Annotated in this window: 16 protein-coding genes and 1 tRNA gene; 12 read left to right on the forward strand and 5 right to left on the reverse strand. The window is 60.4% G+C overall.

Annotated elements, in window-relative coordinates; genetic code table 11:
• Positions 1–601 precede the first annotated feature (601 nt).
• On the forward strand, positions 602–3,019 hold the full coding sequence (locus ACSSVY_RS18160; RefSeq protein WP_454271098.1) for a Hint domain-containing protein: 2,418 nt from the start codon (positions 602–604) through the stop codon (positions 3,017–3,019).
• A 283-nt stretch (positions 3,020–3,302) separates the two neighbouring features.
• Here the strand turns inward: ACSSVY_RS18160 and ACSSVY_RS18165 are convergent.
• The 4 genes from ACSSVY_RS18165 to ACSSVY_RS18180 all read right to left on the reverse strand — a co-directional run bounded on the left by ACSSVY_RS18165 (position 3,303) and on the right by ACSSVY_RS18180 (position 7,019).
• Positions 3,303–3,379 (reverse strand) — tRNA-Arg (locus ACSSVY_RS18165).
• A gap of 56 nt (positions 3,380–3,435) precedes the next feature.
• Entirely contained in the window at positions 3,436–4,827 is a 1,392-nt protein-coding gene (locus ACSSVY_RS18170) for a sensor histidine kinase (RefSeq protein WP_454271100.1), read from the reverse strand.
• A gap of 27 nt (positions 4,828–4,854) precedes the next feature.
• Positions 4,855–6,273, reverse strand: coding sequence for a dihydrolipoyl dehydrogenase family protein (locus ACSSVY_RS18175; RefSeq protein WP_454271102.1), 1,419 nt, complete (start codon positions 6,271–6,273; stop codon positions 4,855–4,857).
• A gap of 2 nt (positions 6,274–6,275) precedes the next feature.
• Positions 6,276–7,019, reverse strand: coding sequence for a TVP38/TMEM64 family protein (locus tag ACSSVY_RS18180; RefSeq protein ID WP_454271104.1), 744 nt, complete (start codon positions 7,017–7,019; stop codon positions 6,276–6,278).
• A gap of 283 nt (positions 7,020–7,302) precedes the next feature.
• Here ACSSVY_RS18180 and rpmH point away from each other — a divergent pair, with 283 nt between their 5' ends.
• The 6 genes from rpmH to ACSSVY_RS18210 all read left to right on the forward strand — a co-directional run bounded on the left by rpmH (position 7,303) and on the right by ACSSVY_RS18210 (position 13,243).
• Positions 7,303–7,437 (forward strand): 50S ribosomal protein L34, encoded by a 135-nt coding sequence (gene rpmH / locus ACSSVY_RS18185; protein ID WP_008281032.1) that lies wholly within the window; start codon positions 7,303–7,305, stop codon positions 7,435–7,437.
• 22 nt (positions 7,438–7,459) lie between these two features.
• Entirely contained in the window at positions 7,460–7,882 is a 423-nt protein-coding gene (gene rnpA / locus ACSSVY_RS18190) for a ribonuclease P protein component (RefSeq protein ID WP_454271107.1), read from the forward strand.
• The gene (gene yidD, locus ACSSVY_RS18195) at positions 7,879–8,127 is read left to right on the forward strand and encodes a membrane protein insertion efficiency factor YidD (protein ID WP_454271109.1); all 249 of its coding nucleotides are present in this window, start codon (positions 7,879–7,881) and stop codon (positions 8,125–8,127) included. The genes rnpA and yidD overlap by 4 nt, the downstream gene beginning before the upstream one ends.
• 78 nt (positions 8,128–8,205) lie before the next feature.
• Positions 8,206–9,654: an IMP dehydrogenase gene (gene guaB / locus ACSSVY_RS18200; protein ID WP_454271111.1), complete on the forward strand. Its 1,449-nt coding sequence runs from the start codon at positions 8,206–8,208 to the stop codon at positions 9,652–9,654.
• 39 nt (positions 9,655–9,693) lie between these two features.
• Positions 9,694–10,845, forward strand: a complete 1,152-nt coding sequence (locus ACSSVY_RS18205; RefSeq protein ID WP_454271113.1) for an RsmB/NOP family class I SAM-dependent RNA methyltransferase — start codon at positions 9,694–9,696, stop codon at positions 10,843–10,845.
• Between the two features lie 100 nt (positions 10,846–10,945).
• Positions 10,946–13,243, forward strand: a complete 2,298-nt coding sequence (locus ACSSVY_RS18210) for an ATP-binding protein (RefSeq protein ID WP_454271115.1) — start codon at positions 10,946–10,948, stop codon at positions 13,241–13,243.
• Positions 13,244–13,308: 65 nt separating this feature from the next.
• On the opposite strand, the gene ACSSVY_RS18215 is transcribed toward ACSSVY_RS18210, so the two are convergent.
• Positions 13,309–13,956 (reverse strand): gamma-glutamyl kinase, encoded by a 648-nt coding sequence (locus ACSSVY_RS18215; protein WP_454271117.1) that lies wholly within the window; start codon positions 13,954–13,956, stop codon positions 13,309–13,311.
• Between the two features lie 191 nt (positions 13,957–14,147).
• On the opposite strand from ACSSVY_RS18215, the gene recA reads away from it, so the two are divergent.
• The 5 genes from recA to ACSSVY_RS18240 all read left to right on the forward strand — a co-directional run bounded on the left by recA (position 14,148) and on the right by ACSSVY_RS18240 (position 19,233).
• Positions 14,148–15,221 (forward strand): recombinase RecA, encoded by a 1,074-nt coding sequence (gene recA, locus ACSSVY_RS18220; RefSeq protein WP_454271119.1) that lies wholly within the window; start codon positions 14,148–14,150, stop codon positions 15,219–15,221.
• A 128-nt stretch (positions 15,222–15,349) separates the two neighbouring features.
• Entirely contained in the window at positions 15,350–18,028 is a 2,679-nt protein-coding gene (alaS, locus tag ACSSVY_RS18225; RefSeq protein ID WP_454271121.1) for an alanine--tRNA ligase, read from the forward strand.
• A 9-nt stretch (positions 18,029–18,037) separates the two neighbouring features.
• Entirely contained in the window at positions 18,038–18,322 is a 285-nt protein-coding gene (locus ACSSVY_RS18230) for a DUF1330 domain-containing protein (protein ID WP_009818985.1), read from the forward strand.
• A 24-nt stretch (positions 18,323–18,346) separates the two neighbouring features.
• Positions 18,347–18,634: a DUF1330 domain-containing protein gene (locus ACSSVY_RS18235; protein WP_454271122.1), complete on the forward strand. Its 288-nt coding sequence runs from the start codon at positions 18,347–18,349 to the stop codon at positions 18,632–18,634.
• A gap of 53 nt (positions 18,635–18,687) precedes the next feature.
• On the forward strand, positions 18,688–19,233 hold the full coding sequence (locus ACSSVY_RS18240; RefSeq protein ID WP_454271123.1) for a histidine phosphatase family protein: 546 nt from the start codon (positions 18,688–18,690) through the stop codon (positions 19,231–19,233).
• Positions 19,234–19,271: the final 38 nt, after the last annotated feature.

A 19,271-nucleotide genomic window follows, 5' to 3' on the forward strand; every position in this document is an offset into this window, starting at 1 on the left:
GAGGTCGGTTCGAAGCCCTATTGTTGCGGTTTCCGTCGGGGTGCCATCATTTTGCCACAGGTGCGGTGAGGGGCGGGAAGGGGGACTCACATGTCGCAGAATTTGAAACAATTACACGCTATGCGTGTGGTGTGTGGCGGGTGCGATGGTGGTTGTTCGGGTTTTCTCATATTTTTAGAAATCAGCCTAATCGGCTTGGGAAACAGTATATTACCATAGGGTGAGTGCTGTGTGGCAAAAACAAGGCACGCGTTAACAAGCGTGACGTAATTTTGGCGCTTTTGCGCCAGATTTCCCTTGGGCCAGCCTATTCAAATGGATAATGTCTAGTCAGCCCAACTGGGGGGTTATGTCTGTAGGTCGCGGGGGCGGCCGCACAAAACCATCGCGTTTATCCGTACTGCGCTCGCGCTGCCTACGGATCTGCCTAAACGCGATATTTGGAAGTTTTGGGCTGTCTTGCCCCTAAGTGTAGTGCCATGTTGGTATTGCTTCCCCTTTGGTTCTGTGCTGGCCGCTCCTGTCTTGCATCGTCAGGAATGGCGCAGGCGTTTTTGAACAGGGTCGCAAGCATGTGCTTTTGAAGCACGGGAGATGGAACATGGCAATTAATAGAATTGACGGTGATAACACCGAAAACCGCATTGATATAGCTTACGCGGCTGATCCCGAGGGGGATCGTATTGACGCGAATGATGCACCGGATGGTTCCAACGATGATGTGGTCGATGGCCTGGGTGGGGATGATACGATCCTGTCCGGCGATGGTGATGATCGGGTTTTTGCCGGATCCGGCAGCGATTCTGTCGAGGGCGGTGCGGGAAATGACCTGCTCGTCGGCGACACGCCCGATCCTGCAGCGGGCGGACGGGAGGTGTTTCAGTGGAGCGAGGCACCCGATCCCAACGATGCAGACCCGATTGATGCGGGCGATCCGATCACAGGGTTCACGCAGAATACCGGCTCTGTTGATGTCACGTTCTCGGTGCTCAAGACCTCGGTGACAAATGATACGACCTTTGGGGCGAACACGCAGGACGTTTCGGGCGTCGTGACGGGTGGCGCATCAGCGGATGCCAACAGTTCGCTCTCGGCGGACCTCACTGCGGCGGGAAAAACCGATCTCAAACTTCAGTTCTCGTCAGAGGTGGAGAATGTGTCGTTCAAGATCAACGATCTGGATGGCACTGAGCATGTCCAGATCTTTGCCCTCGATGCCGATGACAATCTCATCCCGGTGACATTCACGGCGGGATCAGCTGTGACCGTCCTGAGTCCGGAAGAGGCGCTCGGTGCCGGGTCCGGTTCAGACGATAATCCGACGCATGGTTTGTTGGTTGAAATCGCGGGCCCCGTGTCACAGCTTGTCATTCGGTATTCCGATGAGGCCGGAACTTCGGACGGCATTAACGTGACGGATGTTTATTTCGGCTTGCCGGGCAGCGTGATCGACACCGGGCTTCCGGGCGATGACACGCTGATCGGGGGCGACGGTGATGATACGCTCCTCGGTGAGATCGGAGACGACTCCCTGATTGGTGGCGATGGGGCGGACAGCATCCTTGGCGGCGCGGGAAATGACACGATCGACTCCGGGTCTCCGGTATCGACAGGTCCGCTTCCCGATCTGGGCTTTGGCACAATTGTTCCGGCTGATCCTGATCCTGAAAACGACCGGGATTTCGTATCCGGTGGAGATGGCGATGACGTGATCCTGACCGGCGACGATGCCGATACGATCACAGGCGGCACGGGTGCGGATATCATCGACGGTGGTATTGATGCTGACCTGATTGATGGTGACGAGGGGAATGACACCCTCATCGGGGGCGAGGGATCGGATACGATCAATGGCGGCGCCGGTGATGATGTGATCTATGGCGGTCTTGATCCGAGATTTCCCGATGAGTTGAACATTCCCGACGCGACCGATCCCGAGCCTGACAATGGTCGGGACTTGATTGACGGTGGCGACGGAAATGACACGATCTTTGGTCAGGATGATGACGACACGATCTTTGGTGGGGCCGGAGATGATGTGATCGACGGCGGCATCGACAATGACTCGATTGATGGCGGGGCTGGGGCGGATGTCCTGACCGGTGGTCAGGGCGACGACACGGTCACGGGAGGCACCGGCAACGACACGCTAAGCGGTGGCGATGGCGCCGATAGTCTGAGCGGTGGTGATGATCGCGATGTATTCCTCGCGGCTGGTGCGGGCGATGTGATTGACGGCGGCACCGGTGACAGCACGGATGACGGGGTCAATGACGATTTCGATACGCTCGACCTGCGCGGTCTTGGGCGCTTCGACATTGTTGGGCAAACTGTTGATCCGGATGGTGATTCGACCTCGGGGACTGTCAATTTCCTTGGCAATGACGGCGCGGTCACAGGGTCGCTGCAATTCACCGAGATCGAGAACCTCATTCCTTGCTTTACCCCCGGCACGGCGATTGCCACGCCGCGTGGCGAAAAGCTGGTGGAAGAGTTGAAGGTCGGCGACAAGGTGATCACCCGCGACAACGGCTTGCAGGAGATCCGCTGGATCGGTCAACGTGTTCTCAGCGGGGATGACTTGATGCGCTCGCCGCATCTGCGCCCGATCCTGATCCGTGCTGGTTCTCTTGGGCATGGTCTGCCCGAGCGGGATATGCTGCTCAGCCCGCAGCACCGGATTTTGCTCAATTCAGACCGGGCCGCGCTTTATTTCGAAGAGCGTGAGGTTTTGGCGGCGGCCAAGCATCTGATGGGAATTGAGGGTGTCGAACAGGTCGAGACGCGGGCGGCCACCTATATCCACTTCATGTGCGATCAGCATGAGGTGGTTCTGTCCAACGGCACCTGGACCGAGAGTTTCCAGCCCGGTGAGCAAGTGTTGGACGGGATGGGGGCTGCACAGCGGAACGAGATCTTTGATCTCTTCCCGGAGCTGCGTGCGATTGAGGGGATTGACGCCTATCAGGCAGCGCGGCGCTCGCTCAAGCGGCATGAGGCACAGTTGCTGGTGCGCTGAACGGCGGGCGTGATTGCTGTGAAAACGTGGACAATCCCGGTGTAGTGCCGGGATTGTTTCGTTTGATGGGGCGTTGCGTCTGATCGGCTTCACCCTAGCTTGGGTGTCCACGCTGCCTCGGCGAGGTCCCGGGTCAAGCCCGGGACGGGTGTGGTTTCGATGGGGCGCAACACGCTCAAGGCTGCCAGAAACCGGGCGTTTGCGCGGGCAGAGTCACCCCTTCGCGGACGCCGCGCAGCAGATCAGTGATGTTGGGGAATGTCAGCAGGATCAAGGGGGTAAATGGCGGACCGAGGAGGATTCGAACCCCCGACCCCTTGATTCGTAGTCAAGTACTCTATCCAGCTGAGCTATCGGTCCGTGGAGGCAGCAATTAGACTCTGGCGCAGAGCATTGCAAGGGCGTTTTGGCAGAAATCAGGCGGAGAGGTCGAAATTTCCCTTGGGAAAGGTGATGCAAAAGGCGGTGCCGGTCTGATCGCTGCGTTCGAGCGTGAGGGTGCCGCCATGACCGCGCACCAGCTCTGCGGCGATGGTCAGACCAAGGCCACTGCCGCCCTTAGTGGTGCCGCCCTGAAACGGTTTGAAGAGATGCTCGCGCGCGCGCGCGGGCAGGCCGGGGCCGGTATCGGCGACGCGGATATACCATTCGCCTGCATCCTCATCGGCCATGACGCTGATTTCGCCGGGGCGACCGCTGTTCACGATGGCCTGACGGGCATTGCGCACCAGATTGCCGATGATCCGGTAGAGTTGTTCGGCATCGGCCAGCAAGATCAAGGTGTTGGGAACGTCCTCGGCAAAGCTGACATTGGCCTCGCCTGCGGCCAAGCGTTCGCTGTCGATCACATCGGCCACGACATCCGCCAGATGCAGGCGAGCCAAGGTCGGTCCGGGCTCTTCGGCCTTGCCATAGGCGAGGGTCGCTTCGCAGAGATGCACGGCGCGGGTCAGGGAGTTCAACAGTTTGGGGGCGAGGCGCTTGACGGTCGGATCTTCGCTGGTCTCGATCCGATCGGTAAAAAGCTGGGCGGAGGTGAGGATATTGCGCAGGTCGTGATTGACCTTGGCGACGGCACCGCCAAGTTGGGCGAGGTGCTCCTTTTGTTTGAGCGCGCTGGTGAGCTGGGTTTGCAGCGATTGCAGCGTTTCCTCAGCCTCACGCAGTTCTATGACGCTCGACCTGGGGCGGATCACGAGCCTGGCATCTTCTGGGGAGGCGGCATAGGCCTGCATCGTGCTGACCACGCGTTTGATCGGTTTGACCAGAGTGACGCGCACCGCCAGAAAGAGCAGGACGGCGGTGAAGATGGAAATGACCAGCGAGAGCCAGAGGATGCGCAGACCATAGTCGATCATCGCGGCGCGCAGGCCGGTGGTGTCGAGCGTGATTTCGATCAGCAGCCCGCCCATGCGCACGGGCTGGCCTATGATGCGGATCACTTGTGGTTCGGGGGTGGCGAGGCGCAACATGGCGTCACGGATCAGGGTAAAGGCGGGGGCATTGCGCAGGTCGAAGGTCTTTGTGATCGGTTGCGGGACGGGCGACGAGAGCATGAGTTGCCGGGCATCGTCGCGACGCAGAACAACGTTGAACACCTCGGCGTTGCGCAGGAGTTCTTCTTGCAATTCGGGTGTCACCTCTTCGGAGGCGAGCAGGACGAGCGAGGCGATCTGTGCCCGCTCCAGTCGGGTCATCAGATAATCTTCGCGAAAGCGTGCGATGGAGGGCACAAAGATCAGCACCTCGGCCAGCATCACAAAGATGGCCGTCAGGATCAGAAAGCGTCCTGAAAGTGAGTTGAGCAAAATGTCCCCTCCCGAGGATGGCTGCGATCAGGGCAGCCAGCGTTGCACGAAGCCGACGATACGTTTCACGCCTGCGCTGTCAAATAGGCGTGGTGAAAAATAGGCCCCGGCGGCGCGTTTGTTGATCTCGCCTATCGTCGGGTAGGGGGCGACCATATTGGCCACATGTTTCATCTTGAGCTTGTTCGCGAGCACCAGCGCCCAGAGGTTGATCAACTCGCCCGCCTGCGCGCCTGCGATGGACACACCGACGGGACGCCCGCGCACGACCATGACCTTGATCAGACCGGCGGTCTTGCGTTCGGCGATGGCGCGGTCGTTGTGGGTATAATGGAAGCGGACGACCTCGAGATTGCCACCGTGTTCCTTGCGCGCCTGTGCCTCGGTCTGACCGACCTGCGCCAGTTCAGGATCGGTATAGGTGGCCCATGGGATATGGTCGGTGCGATTTTTCGCGGGCAGGCCCAAGAGCGCCTGACGGATGATGAGGCCCGCGTGATAGCCTGCCACATGGGTGAATTGCAGCCCGCCTGCGACGTCGCCTATGGCATAAACGCGTTTGTTTGTGGTGCGCAGTGATGCGTCCACCTTGATGCCGCGTTTGGTGGTCTCTATCCCCGCAACCTCAAGATTGAGGCGTTGGGTATTGGCCTTGCGACCGACAGCCATGAGCAAATGGGTGCCTTTGAAAATGCGCCCGTCCTTGGTCTCGATCTCGATCGCCCCGGCAGTGCCACGAATTTCGGCAGCAAGCGCGTCTTCGGCAATGTCGATGCCTTCGGCCCGGAATTGGTCGATCACCACGGCGGCCATTTCGGGATCGTCATTGCCCAGCACCTTAGCCCCTTCGATCACCGTCACGCTGCAGCCCAAGCGACGATGGGCCTGTGCCATTTCCATGCCGATGGGACCACCGCCGATGATCAGAAGATGCCCCGGCTTTTCTCGGAGATCAAAAAGAGTTTCGTTGGTCTCAAAGGGCACGGAGTCGAGCCCCGGAATAGGGGGGACCAGGGGGGACGAGCCGGTGGCGATGACGATGCGGCGGGCGGTAATGATGTGCTCGCCGGCCTTGACCTCTGTCGGGGAAAGGAATTCGCCATACTCACGGATGACGCGCACGCCCAAGCCTTCGAAGCGCTCTTGGCTGTCGACCGGTTCGATCTGGGCGATCACATCGGCCACATGATCCTTGGCTGCGGCGTAATCCACTTGCGGTGTTTGATCCGCGACGCCGTATTGCACGGCATGGGATTGGGCATAGGCGGCCTTGCCGCTGGCAATGAGCGCCTTGGACGGCACGCAGCCGAAGTTGAGGCAGTCTCCGCCCATCTTGTGGCCTTCGAGCATGATGACGCTGGCGCCCATCTGCACGGCCCCCGCTGCGAGGGATAATCCGCCCGAGCCAGCCCCAATGACCAGCAGATCGGTTTTCAATCGTGTCATGTTCAAAGTTCCTTCTTGCCACGAATGGCCTTGATGATCATTGGAAGGGCCGCAAGGGCGCATAGACCAAGGATAGGCCCGATGATCTGGGGTTCCCACAAGAGGGAAAGATCGGGGGTTTCGCCCCGGTCGAACACTTCGCCCAAGCCCACGCCGATCCAAGTAAACACAATGGCGCCGGGAATGATGCCCAGCACGGTGGTGAAGGCGAAGTTGACGAATTTGACGCCAACCAGCGCAGGCAGCAGATTGGCGACGAAGAACGGCACCGCAGGCACGAGGCGCATGAGAAAGAGGACGCTGATTTCGTTGTCGTGCAGCCCCTCCTTGAGGCGCTTGAGCGTGCCGTCGGAGGTTTCGATCTTGGCGGCAAGGGTCTTGCCCAGCCCGGCGCGCGCCGCGAGAAAGATGGCGCACGCACCCAGCGAGGCGGCGATGACATTGAAGCCGGTGCCCAGCACGAGGCCGAAGAGAAAGCCGCCCGTGACCGAGGCCACCGCCGCACCGGGCAGGGAAAAGGCCACGATGACGAAATAGATCGCGATGAAGGCCAGTGCCATCAGCGCAATATTGGCATCCCGATAGGCAATCAGCGCCTCGCGATTGTCGCGCAGCGTGTCAAAGGTGATGTAATCGCGCAAGGTGACAAAGCCCACCACCGCCACGATCAGAATGATCGCCAAAGGCACGTGGCGCGTCCAGGAGGAAGGTGTCGTCGATTTTGTCTCACGGGTGCTCTGATCCATGGTCTCGCTCTGTTTCAGGACGGTTGTGCTCTAGGTGCCCTGTCCGAGGTGCTTGCGCCAGTGGCCTCACGCGGGGGTGATCAAGGGTGATGGTTTGCGTCGCGTCACAGCCGTGATACAAGCGACTTGTAACATTGACTGCGCAGGCGTGCAGGTTTTTGTTGCAAAAGCCGGGGCTGGGGTTTGACTTGTGAAATAGGGGCCTCTATAGACCGGGCTTCGGATACACATAAATGCGGCGCGATTCCTGATATGCGCGGCCAATTAAGTCGGAGACGGAGCGATGAAACGCACCTTTCAACCCTCGAACCTCGTTCGCAAGCATCGCCACGGGTTTCGTGCGCGCATGGCCACCAAGGCCGGTCGCAAGATCCTGAACGCGCGTCGCGCACGTGGCCGCAAGTCTCTCTGCGCGTAAGCGCTGAGGCAAGGTGACGAAAATGACACCGCCGGAGGCCCCGCGCAGCGATGCAGGGAGGATGCCACCGGCGGTTTCGTCATGTCCGGGGATCAAGACCTCGCCCAAGATGAGCGTGTTGCGCAAACGGTCTGATTTTCTGGCAGCGGCGCGGGCGCAGCGTCAAGGCACCGGGTCGATGATGGTGCAGGGGCGCGACCGACGGGATGGCGATGGGGCGATCCGGGTGGGGTTCACCTGTTCCAAGAAAGTGGGCAATGCGGTGGCGCGCAACCGTGCCAAACGGCGGCTCCGGGCCGTGGCGCGGGAGCTGCTGGCCGCAGAAGGCAAGTCTGGTTGGGATTATGTGCTGATCGGACGCGCAGACGAGACGGTCGCGCGCCCCTTTGAGGCGTTGAGACGTGATCTTTGCTATGCGCTGCGCAAGCTGGCGGGGCAGGGATGAGCCCGCTGGCGCATGTGCTGGCGTTGCCAATTCGCGCCTATCGTCTGGTCCTGAGCCCCTGGGTGGGCTGGCATTGCCGCTATCATCCGACATGCAGTCACTATGCGCTCGAGGCGCTGGAAAAGCACGGCGCGTTGCGCGGGGGGGCGCTGGCGGCATGGCGCATCCTGCGCTGCAACCCCTGGGGGCAATGTGGACATGACCCGGTGCCCGAACCGGGACACCGCCGCGACCCTTTGGAATAAAAGGTCGAATCGCCCTTTTACCTCGGGGGCATCCATGCAATAGGGAAGCGCCAAACGAGCTGTCCATGGAGATGTGAAATGGAGATTCGCGAGGCCCTCACCTTTGATGATGTTCTGCTGGTACCGGCGGCGTCCAATGTCTTGCCGAACACGGCGGATACGCGCACGCGGGTGACCCAATCTATCCTGCTGAACATCCCGCTGCTGAGCTCTGCCATGGACACGGTGACCGAGGCGCGCATGGCCATTTCCATGGCGCAGTCGGGCGGCATGGGGGTGATCCACCGCAACCTGACCATCGAGGAACAGGCCCGCGAGGTGCGCCGCGTCAAGCGGTTCGAAAGCGGGATCGTCTATAATCCCATCACGCTCACACCCGATCAGACGCTGGCGGATGCCAAGGCCTTGCAAGAGCGTTACAATGTCACCGGCTTTCCGGTGGTGGATGAGACCGGCCGCGTGGTGGGGATCGTGACAAATCGCGACATGCGCTTTGCCGAGGATGACCGCACACCGGTGCGGGTGATGATGACGAGCAACGATCTGGCGATCCTGCAAGAGCCTGCGGATCGGGACGAGGCCAAGAGCCTGATGAAAGCGCGGCGGATCGAGAAATTGCTGGTGACGGACAAGGCGGGCAAGCTGACCGGCCTCTTGACGCTGCGCGACACCGAACAGGCGGTGCTCAATCCGACGGCCTGCAAGGATGACCTGGGTCGGCTGCGGGTGGCGGCGGCGTCGACCGTGGGCGATGCCGGGTTCGAGCGGTCGCAGGCGCTGATTGATGCCGGCGTGGATATGGTGGTGATCGACACCGCGCATGGCCATTCCGAGGGCGTGGCGCGCGCCGTGGAGCGGATAAAGGCGCTGTCCAATGCCGTGCAGGTGGTGGCAGGCAATGTCGCCACTGCCGAGGCCACGCGCGCCCTCATTGGGGCCGGGGCCGATGCGGTCAAGGTCGGGATTGGACCCGGCAGCATCTGCACCACGCGGATGGTGGCGGGCGTTGGCGTGCCACAGCTGACGGCCGTAATGGACAGTGCGCGCGCGGCGGGCGATGTGCCGGTTATCGCCGATGGGGGGATCAAGTTCTCGGGCGATTTCGCCAAGGCGATTGCGGCGGGTGCCTCTTGTGCGATGGTCGGCAGCATGTTGGCGGGCACGGATGAAAGCCCCGGTGAGGTGATCCTCTATCAGGGGCGGACATTTAAGGCCTATCGCGGCATGGGGAGCCTCGGCGCCATGGCGCGCGGCTCTGCGGATCGGTATTTCCAGAAGGATGCGGCGAGCGACAAGCTGGTGCCCGAGGGCGTTGAGGGACAGGTGCCCTACAAAGGGGCTGCGGGTAGCGTGATCCATCAGCTTGTGGGCGGTCTGCGGGCCGCGATGGGCTATACCGGCTGTGCCACGGTCGAAGAGATGCGGCACAATTGCCAATTCGTGCGGATCACCGGCGCGGGACTCAAGGAAAGCCATGTGCATGATGTGCAGATCACCCGTGAGAGCCCGAACTATCGGATTGGCTAGGGTTTTCATGCTGTTGTGCGGTGCTCTTGAGGTGGTGCGATGACGCCCGGCGCGCGGGTTTCGGCCGCGATCGAGGTGTTGGACCGTATCAGCGCGGGCGAGCCTGCGGAAAAGGCGCTGACCAACTGGGCGCGGGGCGCACGCTATGCCGGGTCCAAGGATCGGGCGGCGTTGCGCGACCATGTGTTTTCTGTGCTGCGCTGCTGGCAGTCCTGCGCCGCGCGCGGTGGCGGTGCGACGGGGCGTGCCTTGATGCTGGGGGCGCTACGGGATCAAGGGATTGATCCTGATGAGTTGTTTACTGGAGATGGGCATGCACCGGAGCCTTTGACAGAGGCGGAGCGTGTCTTGGGTGAACCGGATGCCGCGGCGATGCGGGATCTGCCAGAGTGGCTCTGGGAGCGGTTTCAGGCGTCGCTCGGAGCGGACGCGGAGGCCGCAGCGCGCGCGCTGCGCGCGCGCGCACCGATCATGCTTCGCGTGAACTTGCGCCGTGCCGCGCGGGATGAGATCATTGCGCGACTGGTGAATGAGGGCATTGTCGCGCGACCCGTGGGGATTGCGAAGAGTGCTCTGCAAGTTATTGAAGGCGAGCGAAAAATAGCGGGATCACACTGCTATTCCGAGGGCTGGATTGAGCTTCAGGATGGCAGCAGCCAAGCGGCGATGGAAGCGGTCGAGGTGCCGGAAGGGGCGCGTGTGCTGGATTATTGTGCCGGAGGTGGAGGCAAGGTTCTGGCCCTTGCGGCGCGCATCGACGCTGAGTTTTTCGCCCATGACGCTGCCCCTTCGCGGATGCGCGACCTGCCCGCGCGGGCAACACGTGCCGGCGCCAAGGTGCGGTGCGTTGATCGACCCGACGGACGGTTCGACCTCGTTCTCTGCGATGCGCCCTGTTCTGGCAGCGGCACGTGGCGACGCGCGCCCGAGGCAAAATGGGCGCTGACGCCGGGCAGGCTGACGGAACTGACCGAGATTCAGGCGCAGATTTTAACGGATGCCGCGCCGCTTGTGACCGTCGGAGGACAGTTGGTCTATGCAACGTGTTCGGTCTTAAATGAAGAAAATCAATTTATTATTGAGAGTTATTCAAGTAAACATCCTGACTGGTCTCTCGTTGGGATGCAGCACTGGCCGATTTCCGACGAAGGGGACGGATTCTTTCTCGCGCAACTTCGGCGTGATTGCTAAAATTTGAGCAACCTTGACGTGATTTCCGCCCCGTCGTTAAGTCTCACTTAAGGCTTTCACCCGATAAAGAGGTGGAAGAAGTGTAAAGTGAGGGACCGACGTGGCGTTCATCCCCTATTCGGGTGGTCCCTTTCATCAGGCCGCTCAGCGGCTTGGGCCGCGTGCAGGTTTCATGATGCTGGCGGCGGTTCTTTTTGGGGCGACTGCTCTCATTGTCCCGCGGGGGCAGGCGCAATGGCTCTTGTGGCTGGTCGGCGCAACCTTGGGTCTCGTGGCGCTTTGGGTTGTGATGATCAACCGCTATGCGCAGGGGCATCGGCGTGATACCTCAGATCAAGCGGCGCTGATGCTGGAGGCAGACCCGGTGCCCTCGGTTCTGGCAGAGGTTGAGGGGCGTGTGCTTTACGTCAATGCCGCGGCGCGCCGGACATTGGATGCGGAGCGGGCAACGACGCTGACGAGCGCCTTGCGACAGTTTTTGGCAAATCCGGGAGCCATTCTATTTCGGATGGAAACCCGCGCTTTGGCCAAGGGGGCGGCGGTCGAGGATCTTGTGACGCGCGCGGGACATGTGCGGATCAGTGTGCACCGCAGCGGCGAGTCGCATTTCCTGTGGCGGATCGAGAGATCGGCGGATCATGCACACCGAGAGGCCGAGGGGCATCCTTTGCCGATGCTGACGGTGGGGCGCAACGATGCCGTCCTTTACATGAACTCTGCCGCTCGTGATCTGGTAGGTGAGCGGGCGCGCGCGCTCAGCCGGATTTGCGTAAACCTGCCTCTGAAGTCCGGACAGATCAATGACATCGCGACGCCGGACGGGCCGATGCCCTGTCTTGTGGTCGAACGCGAAGGCATGGCCGGGCGGCGAGAGGTGTTCCTGTTGCCCGGCGTGCAGGGACCAGAGCGGCCACCGGATGGCTGGGCGTTCTTTGACGACCTGCCGGTGCCCCTTCTGAAACTGGCTGCAGATGGCACGATCCAGTTGTCCAACCGACCAGCCCGAGAGGTATTGGGGGTCGAGAGTATTGCTGGGCTTGCCTTGGGCGATATGTTGGAGGGCTTGGGCCGGTCGATCACGGATTGGCTGAGTGATGTGGCCACGGGACGCGGCTCTGTTCATTCCGAGTTTTTGAGGGTTCGGCGCGAAGACCGAGAGATGTTCGTGCAGGTGACGCTGAACCGGGCGATGGACGCCGGTGCAGTTGTGCTGATTGCGGTGTTGACTGACGCGACGGCCTTGAAATCGCTCGAGGCGCAGTTTGTACAGAGTCAGAAAATGCAGGCAATTGGGCAACTCGCCGGCGGCATTGCGCATGATTTCAACAATCTTTTGACGGCTATTTCCGGGCATTGTGACCTGTTGCTCCTGCGCCATGATCAGGGTGATCCGGATTACAGCGATCTCATGCAGGTCAATCAGAATGCCAATCGCGCGGCGGCGTTGGTGAGTCAATTGCTGGCCTATTCCCGCAAACAGACGCTGCGGCCGCAGGTGATCGACCTGCGCGATACCCTGTCGGATCTCACGCATCTGCTCAACCGATTGGTGGGGGAAAAGGTATCACTCTCGCTCAGCCATGATCCGACCTTGTCGCCGATTCGCGCGGACAAGCGGCAATTGGAGCAGGTCCTGATGAACTTGGTGGTCAATTCGCGTGATGCGATGCCAATGGGGGGGGAAATTCGCATTGTGACTCGGAATCTGGTGCTGACGGAACCGATGATGCGGGACCGGGCGGTGGTGTTGCCAGGAAGCTATGTGTCTGTCCAGGTCAGTGATGCAGGGGTCGGCATTGCCCCGGACAAGTTGCAAAAGGTGTTTGAACCTTTTTTTACAACCAAGCGCACCGGAGAGGGGACGGGCCTCGGTTTGTCTACGGCCTATGGCATCGTGAAGCAAACTGGTGGGTTTATCTTTGTTGACAGCAAGCAGGGGGAAGGCACCTGTTTTCAACTGCTCTTTCCGGCGCATGTGGGCGCGGAAAAGGTTGTGATGCAAGCCTCTCCGCCGTTGGCGTCCGAGTCGCAAGGCAGCGGGGTGGTTCTGTTGGTTGAGGACGAGGCCCCGGTACGCGCCTTTGCCAGCCGGGCGCTACAATTGCGCGGTTTCACGGTGATGGAGGCCGAATCCGCCGAAGATGCGCTCGAGATTCTCGAGGATGCGACCCTTCATGTGGATGTGTTTGTCACCGACGTGGTCATGCCCGGGATTGACGGACCGGGCTGGGTGCGCCGCGCTTTGACCTCACGGCCAGAGGCGCGCGTTGTCTTCATGTCCGGCTATGCTGAGGAAACCTTTGGTGACACGCAGGCGCGCATTCCCAATTCCGTCTTCCTGCCGAAACCGTTCTCTCTCAATGAGCTAACGGAAATCGTGCTGCGCCAAATGATGTGAGTGAGCGCGTCTCGCTCTTGTTGGACCAGGCGCAGACGACCGAAGCAGCTGTGGCGCAGCGGGCGTCAGGCGGGCGTATCCGGCTTTGATCTGGCACGCATCGGCGTATAGGCTCCGGCTGAGCCAATCCCATCCCAAAGTGAGAAATCATCAGAAAATTTGCAGCGCAACCGTGCCTCAATGTCAGGAGAGAGCGATAGCGGCACTTTGGGAGAGAGATTGAGGGTCTGGGGCGCAATGCTTGTGCCTAGTCGCGTATCAAGAAAGTGGCGCAGACCCGATTGGTCCTCGTAGCGGAACAGATGTGTGACACAAGCACCGTTGCGCTGTGGTTCAAGAAACTTGGCCTGGCTGCCGACGCGCGCGAAATCGGGCTGATCGCTGGAGCAATAAGCGCTAACGAAATCGTCAAAGGAGAGCCCTTGGGTGCAGTTGGGATGGCCTGTCATTTCGGGCCGTTGGCGATATCGATACCAGCTTCCGAGCCAGTCAAGCGGCTGGCGCATGACCGCAGCGACGTCAAAGCTTCCTTCGAAAAAGCGGTCGATCAACGGGCGAAAGAATCGATTGTAGCGAAACACGGGCGCGTGTTTGAGTTCGGGCGGGGCCGACACGACGATCGCGGCCAGAGGAGCGAGCGCCGCTTCATAGGCGGTGCTTCCGGTCTTGGGCACCGACAAGAGCACCAGCCTTGCTTTGGAAAACACCAGCATATGCGCCTCTTGGGGTCAGTTTCGCCAATTTGGATCCGCTTAAACTACTTGTTAATCGTTCTGCGGGAAAGTGGGGTCATCAGAATTTTCTTGAAATGTTCTCTTTTTGTGCTCATAAGGTGCTGGAACAAGAGGCGAACACAGGCAACCATTGCCGCCCCCGACAGGGTGTGGAATAAGGGACCGAACAAATGGCAACGGCAGATCTTCTCTCCATGGATAACAAGCGGAACGCGGACAAGCAAAAGGCGCTGGACAGTGCGTTGGCGCAGATCGAACGGCAGTTCGGCAAAGGCTCTATCATGAAGTTGGGAGGCGACAATCCCATCAAGGATATCGAGTCGACATCAACCGGATCACTGGGGCTGGACATCGCTCTTGGGATCGGCGGCATTCCCAAGGGCCGGATTGTCGAGGTTTACGGACCTGAAAGCTCTGGCAAGACCACGCTAACACTGCATTGCGTGGCGGAAGAGCAAAAGAAGGGCGGGGTTTGCGCCTTTGTGGACGCAGAGCATGCACTGGATCCGATCTATGCCCGTAAGCTGGGAGTTGATCTGGATGAATTGCTGATTTCGCAGCCAGATACCGGTGAACAGGCGCTGGAGATTGTCGATACATTGGTCCGTTCGGGCGCGGTCAGCATGATCGTTGTGGATTCGGTTGCCGCTTTGACTCCGAAATCCGAACTGGAAGGCGAGATGGGCGACAGCAGCGTGGGCGTACACGCGCGTCTCATGAGCCAAGCGATGCGCAAATTGACCGGATCCATCAGCCGGACGAACTGTACTGTGATCTTTATCAATCAAATTCGCATGAAGATCGGCGTGATGTTCGGCAGTCCCGAGACCACCACGGGCGGAAATGCGCTGAAATTCTACAGTTCGGTGCGGCTTGATATCCGGCGTATCGGGGCGATCAAGGATCGAGATGAAATCGTGGGCAATGCAACCCGGGTCAAGGTCGTCAAGAATAAGGTTGCACCTCCGTTCAAGCAGGTTGAATTCGACATCATGTATGGCGAAGGCATCAGCAAGACGGGTGAATTGGTCGACATGGGCGTCAAGGCGGGTGTGGTCGAGAAGTCTGGCAGTTGGTACAGCTATGGCGATGAGCGGATTGGGCAGGGGCGGGAGAATGCCAAGACCTATCTTCGCGACAATCCCGCCACCGCTCTTGAGATCGAAGACAAGATCCGTGCATCGCATGGATTGGACTTTCACATGTCCGAAGGGACGGATGACGGTGATATCATGGAGGCCTGATCGCCTCTGCCAAGAGCACCACGGGGCCCAGGCGATGCTTGGGCCTTTTTCTTGCGGTGGACATGGTCCGGCGGCCCCGTTAAATCAGCAAGACGCAGGCCACACACTCGCCCCGGAAAGAGATACCCATGCCCACGCTGAATGAAATCCGTTCGACCTTTCTGAGTTTTTTCGAACGCAACGACCACCGCGTTGTTGAGAGTTCGCCCTTGGTGCCGCGCAACGATCCGACGCTGATGTTCACCAATTCCGGTATGGTCCAGTTCAAGAACTGTTTCACAGGGGTGGAGCATCGCGAGTATGTGCGGGCCACGACCAGCCAGAAATGCGTGCGCGCGGGCGGCAAGCACAATGATTTGGACAATGTGGGCTATACGGCGCGGCATCACACGTTTTTCGAGATGTTGGGCAATTTCAGTTTTGGCGATTATTTCAAGGAGCAGGCGATCCCCTATGCGTGGGACCTGCTGACCAAAGACTTCGGGATCGACAAATCAAAGCTTCTGGTCACGGTTTATCATACGGATGACGAGGCGGCGAACATCTGGAAAAAATACGCGGGCCTCAGCGACGATCGGATCATCCGGATCAAGACGGATGACAATTTCTGGTCGATGGGACCGACCGGTCCCTGCGGCCCTTGCACCGAGATTTTCTATGATCACGGGGACAGCATCTGGGGCGGCCCTCCGGGGAGCGCGGAGGAGGATGGCGACCGGTTCATCGAAATCTGGAACCTCGTTTTCATGCAGAATGAGCGTTTCGAGGACGGCACCATGCGCGCGCTCGACATGCAGTCGATCGACACGGGCATGGGGCTAGAGCGGATCGGGGCGCTCTTGCAGGGCAAGCACGACAATTACGACACCGACCTCATGCGCAGCCTGATCGAGGCCAGCGCGCATGCCACGAGCCAAGATCCGGATGGACCGGGCCGCGTGCATCACCGGGTGATTGCGGATCACCTGCGCTCGACCTCATTCCTGATGGCGGATGGCGTCATGCCCTCGAATGAGGGGCGCGGTTATGTGCTGCGCCGGATCATGCGTCGCGCGATGCGGCATGCGCATATGCTAGGCGCCAAGGATCCGGTGATGTACCGGCTTGTGCCGGCCTTGGTTGCGCAGATGGGACAGGCCTTTCCAGAATTGGGTCGCGCACAGGCGATGATCGAAGAAACGCTGCGGTTGGAAGAGACGCGCTTCAAACAAACGCTGGAACGGGGTTTGCGCCTGCTTGATGACGAGTTGACGGCGCTGGATGACTCCGCTGCCCTGCCGGGGGCGACGGCGTTCAAGCTCTATGACACGTATGGGTTTCCGCTTGATCTTACGCAGGATGCACTGCGCGAAAAAGGGCGCGAGGTGGATACTGCCGGGTTCGACGCGGCAATGGCCGAGCAGAAGGCCAAGGCACGAGCGGCGTGGTCGGGCACGGGTGAGGCTGCGGATCAGGCCGTATGGTTTGATATTTCCGAGCAGGTGAGCGCTACGGATTTTCTGGGCTACGATACCGAGGTCTCTGAGGCGCAGGTGGTTGCCATTGTCTCCGAGGGGAAACGGGCGGATGCGATTGAGCCGGGTGGAACAGGGTGGGTGATCTTTAACCAGACCCCCTTTTACGCGGAATCCGGCGGGCAAGTCGGTGACCAAGGGCGTTTGGTTGGAAAAGGGGTGAGCGGAGCGATTTCCGACACAAAGAAGTTTCCGGGTGGTCTCTTTGGTCACTTGTTTGCGCCGGACGAGGGACGGCTGGGCGTTGGGATGAGTGTCAAGCTGGAAGTGGATCACAGCCGACGCAACGCGATCCGGGCCAATCATTCGGCGACGCATTTGCTGCATGAGGCGCTGCGCAAGGCGCTTGGGGATCACGTGGCGCAGCGCGGATCGCTGAATGCCGAGGATCGGCTGCGGTTCGATTTCAGCCATGCCAAGGCGTTGAGTACCTCCGAGTTGCAGCAGGTCGAAAGCGAAGTGAATGAGTTCATCCGCCAGAATGCACCGGTCGAGACGCGGATCATGACGCCAGATGATGCGCGGGCGCTCGGGGCGCAGGCGCTCTTTGGCGAGAAATACGGCGATGAGGTGCGCGTCGTGTCGATGGGGGCTGAGGCGGGATCGGGCAAGGGCGCCGATGGGCGAACCTATTCGATTGAGCTTTGTGGCGGAACGCATGTGCGGCGCACGGGTGATATAGGCGTCTTTGTCGCGCTCGGAGACGCGGCGTCGAGTGCTGGCGTGCGGCGAATCGAGGCGCTGACCGGAGCGGCGGCATTTGATTATTTGAGTGGTCAGGCAGCGCGTCTGGGGCAGGTGGCCTCAGAGTTGAAAACCCGGCCAGAGGACGTGGCGGACCGTGTCAAGGCGCTGATGGACGAGCGCCGGGCGCTGGCCAATGAGGTGGCGCAGCTGCGCCGCGAATTGGCAATGTCCGGAGGTGCGGCACAGGGCGGCGTCGCCGAGGCGCGGGACGTAGGCGGTGTCAAGCTGATCGCTCAGGTGGTGGTAGGCGTGCAGGGCAAGGATTTGCCCCCCCTGATTGACGAGCATAAGGCGCGGCTTGGCTCCGGTGCAGTCTTGCTTATTGCCGATACCGGCGGCAAGGTGGCAGTTGCGGCGGGTGTGACCGACGATTTAACCGGTCGGCTCTCGGCGGTCGAGATGGTGCGCGCGGCGGTGGTCGAACTGGGCGGCAAGGGTGGCGGTGGGCGACCCGACATGGCACAGGGCGGCGGCACGAGCATGGAGGGGGCCGAGGCCGCGATTGCGGCGGCCACCGGGATCATAGAGGGGGTCTTTACCTCCTAGGGAGGTTGAATGAGCGCCTATATCATTGCCCGTATCACGGTGACGAATCCGCAGGATTATCAGACCTATGCCAGTCAGACCGTGGCCACAGCCGAAAAGTTTGGCGGGCGGTTTCTGGCCAAGGGTGGGGTTCAGGATGTGCTGGAAGGGATTTGCCCGGACCGGCATGTGATCATCGAGTTTCCCGATCGGGCGACCGCACTGGACTGGTATGGTTCTGACGCCTACCGGCGGATACTGCCAATTGCGATGAGCAGCAGCGAACGCGATATCGTCCTTGTGGATGGTATCTGACTTTAGACACAGGAGTTTCACCCTATGCCAGCCCTCTGGATTGCCCATGTGACCGTGACCGATGCCGAAGCCTATGGCCGCTATGCGGCGCTTGCTGGTCCGGCGATTGCCAAACATGGCGGGGAATTCATCGCGCGAGGGGGCCGGTTTGTGCAACTTGAAGGTAAGGAACGGCCGCGGAATGTGGTGGCACGTTTTCCGAGCGTTGAGGCGGCGGAGACGTGCTATCACAGCTCCGAATATCAAGCCGCGCTGGATCATGCGCGCGGAGCATCCGAGCGGGAGTTGGTGATCGTCGAAATCACCGAATAGTCTGGACCGCCTGCCGTCCGGCCCTACCTCTTGGCGCGAGACAGGAGCAGGCGATGCGGATTTTATTGACAGTTTGGTTGATGGTTGCGGGCAGTTTAACGGGCGCGCAGGATCTGTCTGCGCTCAAGGCTCGGGGAGGTGTGGCGCTGATGCGGCATGCCTTGGCGCCGGGAACGGGCGATCCGGCGGCGTTTCGTTTGAGGGATTGTGCGACGCAACGCAATCTGGATGCGCGGGGGCGGGCGCAGGCGCGGGAGACCGGAGAGATGTTGCGGGCAAATGGCGTCGCCTTTGATTACGTTTGGTCAAGCCGTTGGTGCCGGGCTCTGGAAACTGCCGAGCTTTTAAAGATGGGGGCGGTGCTGGAACAGCCGCCACTTGATTCCTTTTACGCAGGGCAGGGCGATGCGGAAGGGCAGACAGCGGCGACGTTGCGCCTGATCGACGCGCTACCAGAGGAGGCGCGGGTGCTGATCGTGACCCATCAGGTCAACATTACCGCGCTGACAGGGCTCGGTGTGGGATCTGGCGAGATTATCATGACGCGGCGTGGGCCAGAGGGGCTGATCCCCGTGGGGCGTTTCAGCATCGCACCCTGAAAGCAAAAGCCCCGGCGCAGGGCCGGGGCGATCAGGAT

The sequence above is a fragment of the Roseovarius sp. MBR-51 genome (genome assembly GCF_053628575.1).